At 58.8% G+C, this 12,049-nt stretch carries 9 protein-coding genes; 5 read left to right on the plus strand and 4 right to left on the minus strand.

Annotated elements, in window-relative coordinates:
• Positions 1–484: 484 nt before the first annotated feature.
• From VGG64_28915 to VGG64_28925, 3 genes are all read right to left on the minus strand, one after another.
• Positions 485–703, minus strand: coding sequence for a hypothetical protein (locus tag VGG64_28915; protein HEY1603658.1), 219 nt, complete (start codon positions 701–703; stop codon positions 485–487).
• A 252-nt stretch (positions 704–955) separates the two neighbouring features.
• Positions 956–1,633 (minus strand): ribose-5-phosphate isomerase RpiA, encoded by a 678-nt coding sequence (gene rpiA, locus VGG64_28920; protein ID HEY1603659.1) that lies wholly within the window; start codon positions 1,631–1,633, stop codon positions 956–958.
• A 252-nt stretch (positions 1,634–1,885) separates the two neighbouring features.
• Entirely contained in the window at positions 1,886–2,743 is an 858-nt protein-coding gene (locus tag VGG64_28925; GenBank protein ID HEY1603660.1) for a hypothetical protein, read from the minus strand.
• A gap of 613 nt (positions 2,744–3,356) precedes the next feature.
• Between VGG64_28925 and VGG64_28930 the strand changes: the two genes are divergently transcribed.
• The 4 genes from VGG64_28930 to VGG64_28945 all read left to right on the plus strand — a co-directional run bounded on the left by VGG64_28930 (position 3,357) and on the right by VGG64_28945 (position 7,210).
• The gene (locus VGG64_28930; protein HEY1603661.1) at positions 3,357–4,445 is read left to right on the plus strand and encodes a PEP-CTERM sorting domain-containing protein; all 1,089 of its coding nucleotides are present in this window, start codon (positions 3,357–3,359) and stop codon (positions 4,443–4,445) included.
• 17 nt (positions 4,446–4,462) lie between these two features.
• Positions 4,463–5,410 (plus strand): hypothetical protein, encoded by a 948-nt coding sequence (locus tag VGG64_28935; protein HEY1603662.1) that lies wholly within the window; start codon positions 4,463–4,465, stop codon positions 5,408–5,410.
• 148 nt (positions 5,411–5,558) lie between these two features.
• Positions 5,559–7,052 (plus strand): sodium:solute symporter family protein, encoded by a 1,494-nt coding sequence (locus VGG64_28940; protein ID HEY1603663.1) that lies wholly within the window; start codon positions 5,559–5,561, stop codon positions 7,050–7,052.
• The gene (locus VGG64_28945; GenBank protein ID HEY1603664.1) at positions 7,049–7,210 is read left to right on the plus strand and encodes a hypothetical protein; all 162 of its coding nucleotides are present in this window, start codon (positions 7,049–7,051) and stop codon (positions 7,208–7,210) included. Before VGG64_28940 ends, VGG64_28945 begins: the two co-directional genes overlap by 4 nt.
• Positions 7,211–7,439: 229 nt before the next feature.
• Here VGG64_28945 and VGG64_28950 read toward each other — a convergent pair whose 3' ends face one another.
• The gene (locus VGG64_28950) at positions 7,440–10,028 is read right to left on the minus strand and encodes a glycoside hydrolase family 20 zincin-like fold domain-containing protein (GenBank protein ID HEY1603665.1); all 2,589 of its coding nucleotides are present in this window, start codon (positions 10,026–10,028) and stop codon (positions 7,440–7,442) included.
• Positions 10,029–10,577: 549 nt separating this feature from the next.
• On the opposite strand from VGG64_28950, the gene VGG64_28955 reads away from it, so the two are divergent.
• Positions 10,578–11,831, plus strand: a complete 1,254-nt coding sequence (locus tag VGG64_28955) for a DegT/DnrJ/EryC1/StrS family aminotransferase (GenBank protein ID HEY1603666.1) — start codon at positions 10,578–10,580, stop codon at positions 11,829–11,831.
• The last annotated feature ends 218 nt before the right edge of the window (positions 11,832–12,049 follow it).

A 12,049-nucleotide genomic window follows, 5' to 3' on the forward strand; every position in this document is an offset into this window, starting at 1 on the left:
ACTCACGAAGTGCAAGAGTATTCCAGGATTTTTTGGGAATTTTGAGGTCGCAGTACTGCCTGTCGCACCGGGTCGGGAGGGGGGCGCAACCTACCCAATGATGTCGCCGGATCGCGACATTTAAATTGACTGCGTTGACCGGCAAGCTACGTTTTCCTGGCTGATACTCCCGTTTACGCCGACAGGAAACGGTTGCCATGACAAACGGCCCACACGAATGCCCGGAATGCCGTTCGGACGTAGTCTCGCTGAGGGGCGAGAGGAAATGCTATGGGCAAGGGAACAATAGAGGCGCTCCTCATTTGGCGCTTATTCCCGTCGCCGCCGACCGCACTTACAGCTGCCACCGCTGCGGCTGCATATTCACGAATCGAGAAGCGCTTGAGGATTCGCTTCAGGAATGCGCTGCGCAATAATTCGACGCAAAGTTTCCCGTACCGCCAAGGTGCGTCGTTGGACAATCGTCTATTAAAGTTGTCCACGCTCAACGTCTCGCGGGCTGCTCCCAAGGGAGCGCCACTCCCAAGCCGCGAAATACTGCGATCGCTTCGAGTTGAAGTGTGCCCAAGGCGTCTAGCTCCCACTCCTCCATGCAATCCGCACCGTGACAGACGCGGCTCATCGAATGGCAGAAGTTTAGCGTCTGCTCTGCCCGCTTGATGTCCCTTACATCGCCGTAATATGTTCCGATTCGATTGGTCATGGTTTTAAACCCTCCGAGCCAGAGGAAAGCAAACAGCGCGCCAAATGTAGGGGCGCGCCAGGATCAGGGCATGCCCGAATGGCTCCAGTAGTCCGTCCGCTGAGAGTTAGGGGCGTTTCGCCCCATGCTTTCGCCTAGGCTGCCCGGCGCGCGACCAACGTGCGTGATATGCGCCCACGTCTCGCGAAGACGTCACTGCGCCTTCCGTAGCCACATCGGGTACGGAAACGCCGCGCCACACGGTGCATGGAATCACTGTGGCGCACGGCGCCTTTCTTCGACAACCTCGAATGTCGATCGGTCGCCGACAAGCACGGTATTGGCCATACCCAAAAAGAGGCCTGTCCCCACGACACCGGGAATCGCACGGATTGCCAATTCCATTTGGTGGGGATCGACGATCGGTTCAATCGCACAATCGAGAATGTGATTGCCGTTGTCCGTGACGAACAAGGTGCCGTCTTTCTCATAGGGGATCGGCCGACAACCAAGGTCGGCCAGCGACCGCGCACATAACGTCATGCCAAAGGGCGTTACTTCGACCGGCAGCTTGCCGCGGCTTCCGAGTTGTGGGACAAGTTTTTCTGTCCCCACGAGAATGATGAGTCGCCGCGACGAGGCTGCGACGATCTTCTCGCGCACCAGCGCCCGCCCGTAACCCTTGATAAGGTCGAGGTCCTTATCCACCTCGTCGGCACCGTCGACGGTCAGATCCAGGATTCCGGCCTCGGCAAGGCTCAGCAGCGGAATGCCCTCCTGTGCGGCCAGCCGGGCCGTGTTCTCCGATGTCGGAACACCGTGAACAAGCAGGCTCCCACTGCGGACGCGTTCTCCCAGCGCCCGCACGAATGCTTGGGCTGCGCGCCCGGAACCGAGACCGATGCGAGAGCCATTCGGTACGAGTTCGAGCGCCCGCTCGATAATTGTCATCGGATGATCCTGTGAGCATCGTCGCTTGGCGTAATTGTGCCTTGTGCAAGGCATTATATTGCAGTCTCGCCAACACTGCGATGTGGTTGATCGGACTGGCCTCGGCCGCTCCGGGCGCAAAGTCAGCGTGGCACGAGAAACTATACAAATACTCGTGCGCAATAACGTGGGGCCCTGTTCGCAATCGCTGCGCTAATTCGCATCACGAGATCACCCGATGCGGACGCGCATTCCCCACGGTGCAAGCGAGGTTCAGCTGCCCCGATCGCCCGGCGAAAACTTTACCGAACCGGGACTGATCAATGTTTGCGTCTCTTTGATGAGCGTCGAAAGCTTCATCGCCGCGAGCGTAAAGCTCGTCAGCGCTTCGCGCCCGTTCGGACATACCCAGACCCAACAGTCGTGATAATGTCCGACGTAACAGGTGTCCTTGGGCACGTCTCGCTTGCGGCCGACATAGAACCAGCCGGTTTCGATCAAGCTCAACTCGCGCTCGATGAGGGCGACCTGCCGGCTGACATCGCGTGCCAGCGGAGATTTCTCACCAGAGCTTCCGGCGAAGGATTCGTTGTTCGTCGTGACAACTTCGGCGTCGGCGGCTGGACCCTCTCTGCGCATCGTGGCCAGTTTTTCGTAGAACAGTTCCGATTCATCGCGCAGGTCGGTGTTGACAGCCACTTGATTCTTCAATTCGTGCGACAGCTCGTCGAGCAATTCCGGCGTGGGCATTTCGGGCGAGCCGTGCGCGCGGCGGTAGGCAATGCGCAAGAGCCGCAGTTCTAGCGTATCGATGACCGGCGAGCCGCCCCATTGGGCAACCGCCGTACGCGATCCGAACAGCTGCGGCAGAGTTTCGGTCGGCGGCCCAAGGTCCACGGCAGCGCCAACCGTGGCCGAGTCCGTGATCTGCGTCGTCCCCTCGCGGAGATTGATGTGCCACGGCAGCGCCGAAGGGTTGGCGGAAAAAAGCGCGAGATTGTCGAGGACCTGCTGATACTGCAACTCGGGCAGGGTGGCACCTTGGCTGATCGTGCGTTGGCGCAAGCGCTCACTCATACAGCCGGCCGAACAGGCCAACCCTAGGACCAAAATGATCCGAGCAACGCGCATGGAGATTCCCGGCCGCGCAGAACAGGTAATTTATTCGGGTTATATCGGCGCGGGGGGCGGCGCGACATGAGAATGGTGACGATTTAACTCTGCCACCGCAGGCGTAACTCGTGCAAAGCTCGCCAACTACCTAGGCATCGTTGCGACGTGTGTTTTTGTCGCCAGCGTCGTGCCGCTAGCAAGACTGGCAAATGGCGCGGCCGTCGCTCGACATGCGAGGCGAACCGCGCCACGCCACTTAAGAAATAAGGCGCTCGGCCACACGGTTCTCGTTCAGACCGCCGGCGAAATCGCGCGCACGTCCCAGGCGTCGAATCCGTGGTGGAAACGGGGACGGGGAGTCAGCTTCTCAAAAGCGCGAGAAACTGCGTGCGGATTGACGACTACCCCCCCCTGCGATGTGGGAACTGGCTGCGGTCTCACTGATAATTGCGGTGGAACCACCGTGGTCAGCCCCTTGTCACTAACGGCCATTGCCACGAAGATCGTCCCACAGAGCTCCGGAAGCGGTCTTCTATGGGCCGCGGTATTCTATCCCAGTCGCCGGTTCAGAGTTTGATCAGAAACCGGTGCAACACCTGCGAGCGGCGGTGGCTCGCCAGAGGAAACGCTCATGAGGTTATGGTATCTGCTTTCGTTATCGTGCGCGCTGGGCTGGGTGAACGTGGTTCTGGGCGCTCCTCTCAGCGAGCAGAGCATCGGCGCCTACGGCGACAGCATGACGATGCAGTATTCTCTGTGGGTCCCTTTGGCCACGGCCAATGGATATACACTCTACTCCAACGGCACCCAATTCAATTGGGCCGACCAGTTGGTCAAAGCCGGCTACAACCTTGGGCCGGTCGCCCCTTTCCCTAGTTCGCTTTTCAATGGTGCCACGTACAACTCGTACGATGCGGGCATCGTTGGCGCCCAGAGTAGCGATGTCGTCAACACCGAAGTGGGCCTATTGCAGCCCGTCGTTGCCGCCGGGGATCTGCACGTTCTCGTGGATATCATCGGCGCAAACGACTTCAACGGCACCGCGTCCAAGACTATCTACAACGATGCCGCGAACAAGTCGTACAACCCACTGACGGATCCCACTACCGTCGCCTACGCCAAGAACGTCTACAACACCATTGCCGCTGGCGTGACCGCTACGCTGGCTGAGAATCCCAATCAGAAAATGATCCTCGCCACGATTCCAGACCCCACTCAGACACCGTCCGAAAAGGGGAGCTATTCCAACGTTGCGCAGCACGCCGCGGTCGCCAAGGTCATTCAATCGGTCAATGCCCAAATCATCAGCCTGGCGGCTGCGCATCACTTTCCGGTGATCGATATGTACGCCATTGGCAATCTCGCTCCGTCGTTGACCACCTTCGCCGGTGTAAACATGTTGAATGCCGGAGGCACCAGCGGAAACGATTTGTTTCTGTCCGATAGCTTTCATCCTGGCAACGTCTTGCAGGGCATCATCGCCAACACCGTGTTGCAGGCCGACCATGTAGCCTACGGCGACAGCGTGAACCCGATCTCGGATCAGCAGATTGCCACCTGGGCCGGACTCACCCCGAATGCATCGACTTCCTATTTCAACGTCAATCCGTTTGTCATCTACGCGGCACCTGAACCGTCGACACTTGCGCTGGCCGGACTAGGCACAATCGGTGGCTTGCTGGTCGCCTGTGCCCGCCGCCGACAGGCGGCTAGGCGTTAAACTAAGAGACGAGCGACGTGCGTAGCACTTTATTCATCACCTGCCTGGTTGCCACGCTTAGCCATTTTTTGGTCGACGAGGTTCCTGTCCACGCTGACACGGTGGGGCCATACCCCATTCAAGCTCAGACTGGCATCTGGCCGCCTGAGGCGCCGCATGTGACCTACTACACTCCCCCTGCGGGATACCCGATGGCCACGGAATATTTCTATGCCGTGCAAGACATCTACAATCCTGCACCTGCCGAAGTGGAAATCGACTGGTTGGAAGTGCACGCCATCGTCAATGGCCAAGACGTCGTGATCGATCGCAGCGACTACGGGACGGGCCCCGGGCAGCAGCGAAATATCTCTGGCGACTACACGCTGCGCAGCGACATGGTGACCGAGCTGCCTGGGGCCATATTTTCGAGTTGGACCACGGATGCCGTGTCGTTGACCCCCAGCGACAATCCCGGCGCCGCTTATTCAGTTTGGAACGACACGCCAGGACTGGTGCCTGCGGGCGCGACGGACGTTTACGTCCAGGCCAGGGTGCTGGTTACCGGTTCGGCCGTGGCGCAAATCGGCCTCGATTATTGGAACAGTAGCGTGACGGCGAACGTCAACGGCGCTTACGGTGGCTTTCGGATCCTTGCCAGCCCGGATTGGCAGACGGTCACTTTGGGATTCAAGCCCGCGGTCAAGGGAGACGTAAACAACGACAACCAGGTCAATGGTCTTGATATCAATATGATTGCGACTCATTGGATGGAACTCGGCACGTCGCCACCGGGGGACGCCAATGGCGATGGAATGGTAAACGGCCTGGACCTCAATCTGGTTGCCTCGCATTGGTTGCAAAACACTGGCGGCATGCAAGTGCCTGAGCCTCCGTCAGTTTTAATGGGGGCATTCGGCGGCATCGTATTGCTTACATGCTGCCGTCGCATCCTGGCCGCTATGCGCGACGCGCATACGATCTAGCCGTGGTGAACAAGAGCCGCGTCGGCGTGACACGAAGGGTTCTCGAGCGCGCGCCGCAGCCGCTTGTGCCGGCCGGGGAGGCGAGCGTAGTATGGGGGCCCAATCGCGTAGCAAGTATGTCTGATCCGTCTGACACGAGTTTGCCGGCATGACGCATTTTACATGGATCGACGCATCGATCGTCGGCGTGTATCTGGTGGCCACGATGGCCGTAGGGCTGAGCGTCCGCAAATACGTCGGTAAAGTAGAGCACTTTCTGGTTGCCGGTCGCGAAATGGATGTCTACCTGGGCATCGCCTCGCTGGCGGCGACCGAGTTCGGCATCGTTACGTGCATGTCATCAGCCGAGCTTGGTTATAAGCACGGTTTTGCCGGCGCCTCGGTGGGCATCACCTACGCGATCGCCATGTTCGTGGTTGGTTACACCGGCTTTTGCGTCAAGAAGCTGCGCGATTCGGGTGTGGTCACCATCGCCGAACTGTTCGAAAAGCGTTTTGGACCGCGGATACGCTGGTGGAGCGGCCTGGTGATCGTTGTCGGCGGGTTGCTCAACATGGGCACCTTCTTGCGGCAAGGGGGCGATTTTCTGATGACCGTTTGTGGCATCGGTCTCGAGAATCTCGAAGTGACCATGACCGTGCTCCTGGCCGGGGTCACGTTTTATACGATCGTCGGAGGCATGTTGTCGGTACTAGTGACCGATTATCTCCAGTTCGTGGTGATGAGCATCGGGCTCCTGGCCGTGACGTTCATCATGATGTTCAATGTTCCCTGGAGCGACCTGGTCAGCGTAGTTCAAGAGCGCCACGGCGCGGGAGGCTTCAATCCGCTTTCGAATCCGAACTTGGGCTGGCCATTCATCGTGTTCAACATGCTTCTGAACACGGCCGCCGTGCTGACCTGGCAAACCACGATTGCGCGCCTGCTGGCGGCCAAAGACACGAAGACCGGCCAACGGGTCTACACGGCGACCAGCTTCTTTTTTGTGTGCCAATTTTTGATCCCCGCGATTTGGGGCATCGCAGCCATGGCCACGCTCGAAGACGGATTGATCACTGCCGACAATGCGGCCCAAGCCATGCCCATCTTTTTGAGCCGCACGGTGCCGACTGGATTAATGGGGCTATTGGTGGCGGCGATGCTGGCCGCGGATATGTCGACCGATTCGTCGTACATGCTGACCTGGGGAAGCGTGATCTACAACGATCTGCTCGCACCCCTGCGCAAGGCGCCCTGGTCGGATAAACGGGGCCTTTTGGTGAATCGCGCGATCGTGGCCCTGATCGGGCTGTTCCTGTTCTTTTTCGGTCTGTGGTATCAGATCGGCGACAACGGAATATGGGCCTACCTGACCGTTACCGGCACGATCTACCTTTCCAGCATGTCCACTCTGCTTGTCGCTTGCTGCTATTGGAAACGTGCTAACGATTGGGGAGCCGCCGCGGCTATTGTCGCTGGGGCGATTTTCCCCTTAACGTATTTGATCCTGGAGCAGCTACCGTCTACGGCGGTACGGGCCCAATCGATTGGCCCCTATTATTCCGGTATCGCCGCGTTTGCAGGCGCGGCCGTGGCGATGATCGTCGGGTCGTTGATCAAACCGATGTTCGTGACCGACTCAGTCAGCGAGGCCAACCTATGAGCGCTACGTTCTGGTGGGTGCTGACCATCATTTGCCTGGTGTGGTATTCGACCGTCACCGTCTATGTCGGCATACGCGGCGCTTGGGACATCAAGAACATGCTTTCGCGCCTGGAGCACTTGCAAAACGCGGAAGATGAAGGCGAATCTCAGCCCTAGCCGCTGCGTCAAATCCAAATGTTCGGGTGCCAGTTCACGCTTGCCTGAGCATGCTCCTCCTGCAAGTACGTACTCTAAAGATGCTTCGGCATGGCCACGACGAACGTGGCCATGGCACCCCAACCCGAGATTCAAGCGTTGAAAAAGCACCAGTCGGCCGGACGAACGAACGTTTGATAGCGGCGCAGCCCGGCGAGAGAACTGTCGGTTATCGATTTGCAGGCGCGCCTCAGCGCACGTCACTGAAGCCGCGTAGCCCCTTGCTGAAATCCGGATAGGTTACCCAGACCGTCGGTTGGGTGTCTTCCTTGGCCGGCTGCCAGGCGTGGTCGTCGTAGGCAGGCTGGCTCCAATTCGGCTCTTCGTTGTTGCTTGCTTTCCAGCTGGCGTCGGACAAGATCGGCTGCACTTTTCCGTCTTTGTCTCGGATCTCGCCGTACAGGTGAAAACCGCCGCTGCGTTCCGGCCCGCCCGGCTCGAGCTCGGCATTGATTGTGCCATAATTGCGTGCGTCGACCGCGATTACATTCTCGCCCGACCGTAAGTAGGGTTTGATGTCGTAAACCGCCAGCAGCTTTGGATTGACCGGCGCCGAGAGATTTCGCCGAGCGAACTGCTCTCCGACCTGGTTGCCGTTGACATAGATTTTGGCGTGCGTGTCCCCTTGCACCTGAATGCCCGCCGAGGCGATCTCATGCGGGTCGAGCTGGAGCCGTTTGCGAAAATAGGCATGCTGCACCGGTTTGCCGGCAGCAGCGTCGGGGTGATAGATCCATTCAGCCGCCGGACGTGGATCATAGGCAAATACCTTCTGCTGCGCCCGACTTGCCGCATCGTCCCAGACCTTGATGATCGCGTTATATTCGTCGATCGCATAATGCAAGTTCGCCGTTTGATTCGTGCGCAGCCACAAGTCGTTAAATGTATCGCGCAGGCTGGCCGCTTCGTCGCGCACTGTGCGAATGCGTGCGAGGAATTGGGCCTGAGCGTCATCAATGGCGTCTTTGGAAAGTCCGGCGGTTGCAAACGCGTTCAGATCAGCAACCAGTCGCTGGCTGGCGACATAATGTTCGTGCATTCGCGCGCAGTAGCGCAGGTAATCAACGTCTCCTTTGCGACGAACTACCAGCGGCTGGAATATGTCGCAAAGCTTTTGAGCCGTGCGCGCGTCCTCATAGACACGATAAAGCTCTTGGGTGCCGTGCGGTCGCTCGTCTTTGCGGGGCAGAAACGGATGGCGAAAATAATCGAGCATGGGAAACCACCAGGGCCACTTTTCAAGCAGCGCGTAGATGGCCTCGAAATACGGCGCCGTGCCTGGCCCATTCCAGAGCGTAAAGAAGCGGTCGGAAAAGCTCGAAACGTCCGTCGAATCGGGCGACCACGTTACCTGGGCGCCGTACGCATAGCCGTAATAAAGCAGCTCGCGCAGATTCTTCGAGCCGTTGTCTCCCCAGGTAGAAGTGATCGAGCCTAGCGGACGCGGCTGGCGGTAGCAGTCGAGCGTGAAGTTGCGGATGTTGATCATCGCCTTCGACATATCAGGAAAAATCCGATCCCAGTTGCTCATGCCGGGCAGCACCAGGATGGGAAAACCCTTCGAGCCGAGCACGTCGACCGTCGGGTAATGATCGGCAGGCTCATACTGCCAGTCCATCAATACAATGTCCTTAGGGATCAGCTCGAGGATCTCTGGATATTTGAGGATGATATCGCCGTACATCAGCATCGTTTTGCCGCGGCTTTTGAGCAGGTCGTTTATGCGCCGATAATGGGCAGCGTGCGCCGGCCCGCGACCTACGCGCTTGACCAACTCCTCGCTCTTGCCGAAGCCCAAGTCCCACGATTCGTCAAGTCCGGCATGAAAATACTTCGAGTCGAAGGCGTCGGCGATTTCCTGAAAGCAGTTGGCCAGAAACTCGAAGGCTTTGTCATCGACCGAAAACGAATGGGCTCCCGGATACTCGGCAAGCGGCCGCACTTCGTCCAACATCAGCAGCGCGCCCTGATTGCCCAGCATCTCGAAAACAGGAAAGATCTCGACCCCCAGCGGTTTGGCAAAGGCTTCCAGCTCGTCGATCTGCTCGCGAGTGAGCGCACCGCGACCTTCTCCGATCGTTGGGTAGTGCTTAAAGCGGAAAGTGTCTTCGAAATAGAAGATCAAGGTGTTCATCTTGAAGTCGGCCAGGAAGCGGATCATGTCCTTGAAGTTTTCGATCGTCGAGATCTGGCCGTAGCTGAATTCGTCGTGAACGCCGCGCATGGCCATCTTGGGCCAGTCGCGTACGCGCACTGCCGGCAGTGGATTGGTTTGGCCGCGAGAGACCAGCATCTGTCGGAGGGTCGTGGTACCGTAAAGCAGACCGCGCGCGCTTGCGGCGCCGATCACAATGCCCTCGGCGCCGATACCGAGCACGTACCCCTCTTTGGCCATGGGCTCGGAGAGTTCCAGGCCGTAGGCCTTCATCATCGCGGCCACGCGCGGATCGGTTTTGGGATTCCCGAGGACGATCAGCTTGGGGGCCTTTACCGCAGCCGCATCTTGCGTGATGGTTAGCATCAAACCTGTTTGCTGCCCGAGGCGTTCTTGTAGATTGCTCGCGGCGAACTTTGCGCCCTCGGTTGCAGCACGAGGCAGGAGAATTTTGGTGGCTTCGTCGACGCGCAGCGACTCTTTGGTCCAGGTCACTTCCTGAGGAGTTGGGATCACACCCAGATCCTCGGGCCGCCCGGTGCCAGCCCTAGCCGGTCCGACCAAGAGCAATGTCGATATCCCCAACAGTCCCGTGGCAATCAGGCGAAGGTCCGCGCGCGTCATCCAATTCTCCCGTGGTCACTTGAAAAACTGAGCCGCGTTGTTTCACGTCAACACGTACTGTGTGTCCGATCCTGGCAAAACTTACCCATCTCGGATAGCTTCTTGCCAGCCGGAATACTTGTGGGGAATTATGATTTCCATCAGAGAGGGACCTTCCCCATGGGGTTGCCCCTTTGAGAACGCAACTCTCCCACTAACGTCGGTTATAGCTCTACACGGTATAGATTGCCATTAAGCTCCTTGTCCCTGCGAAACCTGACCGAGTGCATGCTCGGCTTTGGTGGCGGCGTGGGCAACCTTGATCGATGCACGGTTCGTTCGGAGCAGTGGTAGATCTTACCCTCATGAGTGCGCCATCCGGCGAGCCGGCGGCAAGGATGCGGGCGCAGGCCCGCAATTCTTGGTATCATTTAGCCCAATACTGCGGCCCCCCGCCTGCCAGGAGCCGCCATTGCACGCGTACATCGCCCTGTTCGCTCGCCGGCGCATTGTTGAATTGATTCTTATTATCTCGACAAGACATTTCAGGACCGAGCTAGAAATCACCCTATGTCGCAACATCTCGCTTTATTGGGAGGTCGCCCTGTCCGAGAGCGTCCCTTCACGTCCTGGCCCATCTTCGAAGAGAACGAGGAAGCGCGTCTGTTGGGCGCTCTGCGCAGCGGCCGCTGGGGTCGGTTAGACGGCAATGAGGTCGCCGAGTTCGAAGAACGGTTCGCCGCCATGCACGGTTGCCAGCACGGCATCGCGGTGGTCAACGGCACCGTGTCGCTGCGATTGAGCTTGATCGCGGCCGGGCTAGAAGCCGAGAGCGAAGTCATCATACCGCCGTACACGTTCTTTTCGACGGCCTCGGCTGTGGTCGAGGCCAACATGGTGCCCGTGTTCGCAGACGTGGATTTGGGTACGTTCAATCTCGATCCACAGGCTGTCGAGGTAGCCATCACGCCGCGCACGCGCGCAATCATCCCTGTCCATTTCGCCGGTCAACCGGCCGACATGGATGCGATCATGGCGATCGCAAAGAAGCACGAGTTGCTAGTTATCGAGGACGCCGCCCACGCGCACGGTGCCAGCTACAAAAATCGTCCTGCCGGCAGCCTGGCCGACGTGGCGTCGTTCTCGTTCCAATCGAGCAAGAACCTCACCTGCGGCGAGGGGGGCATCATTACCACCAACGACGCGCAGCTGGCCGCTTCCTGCCGCTCGCTGCACAATTGCGGTCGCATCCCGACCGGCGTGTGGTACGAGCACCATATTGTTTCCGGCAACTACCGACTGGGAGAATTGCAAGGGGCGCTGCTCAATGCGCAGCTCGACCGGCTGGAACAACAAACTACGACTCGTGACAACAACGGCAAGTATCTAAGCGAACGGCTCAAGAGTTTCCCGGGCCTTTTCTCGCAAGAGCGCCCTGAATACTGTACCCGTCATGCTTATCATCTTTTCATGATGCGGGTCGACGCTCAGGAATTTGGCGCTCCACGCGCCGCTGTGATCGCGGCCCTGCGGGCCGAAGGAATACCCTGTTCGCCCGGTTACGGATATTCTCTGCCGCAACAGCCCATGTTCAGCAACCGTGCCTTCGGCCCGTACTTGGCACGGGTGGCCGACCTGCTGGACTACGACCAGGTGCATTGTCCAAACAGCGATCTGCTATGTCGCGAACAAGCCCTGTGGTTGGAGCAGGGGATGTTTCTCGGTCCGCGGTCGGACATGGACGATATCTGCCGTGCTTTTGAAAAAGTATACGGCGGGCGCGCTGCGCTGGCCGACTGGTCCTGTAGCGCTGGCGCACGGTGACGTCGATTGGGCACGAAGCCCGGCGAGCGTGCATTACAGTGAATGCCGAAAGATCCACCGCGCCGGCGATCATTTCGCAGACGCAGGCTCTCGCACGGCGGTGTACAGCTTTTTGCGGGCGTCTTGAAAGTACGTCGGTGTGGCTGGCATGTATTGAGTCATTCCGACGCAGATCAGGTTCTCGCGCGGCGCGACCAAGAACTGCGTGCTGGCCGCTC

This window comes from Pirellulales bacterium (genome assembly GCA_036490175.1).
Taxonomy (GTDB): domain Bacteria; phylum Planctomycetota; class Planctomycetia; order Pirellulales; family JACPPG01; genus JACPPG01.

Excerpts from the sequence above, each read along its gene's own strand:
- VGG64_28945 (HEY1603664.1), top strand. The coding sequence starts at position 7,049 with ATGAGCGCTACGTTCTGGTGGGTGCTGACCATCATTTGCCTGGTGTGG.
- VGG64_28955 (HEY1603666.1), top strand. The coding sequence starts at position 10,578 with ATGTCGCAACATCTCGCTTTATTGGGAGGTCGCCCTGTCCGAGAGCGT.
- VGG64_28930 (HEY1603661.1), top strand. The coding sequence starts at position 3,357 with ATGAGGTTATGGTATCTGCTTTCGTTATCGTGCGCGCTGGGCTGGGTG.
- VGG64_28950 (HEY1603665.1), bottom strand. The coding sequence starts at position 10,028 with ATGACGCGCGCGGACCTTCGCCTGATTGCCACGGGACTGTTGGGGATA.
- VGG64_28925 (HEY1603660.1), bottom strand. The coding sequence starts at position 2,743 with ATGCGCGTTGCTCGGATCATTTTGGTCCTAGGGTTGGCCTGTTCGGCC.
- VGG64_28940 (HEY1603663.1), top strand. The coding sequence starts at position 5,559 with ATGACGCATTTTACATGGATCGACGCATCGATCGTCGGCGTGTATCTG.
- rpiA (HEY1603659.1), bottom strand. The coding sequence starts at position 1,633 with ATGACAATTATCGAGCGGGCGCTCGAACTCGTACCGAATGGCTCTCGC.
- VGG64_28915 (HEY1603658.1), bottom strand. The coding sequence starts at position 703 with ATGACCAATCGAATCGGAACATATTACGGCGATGTAAGGGACATCAAG.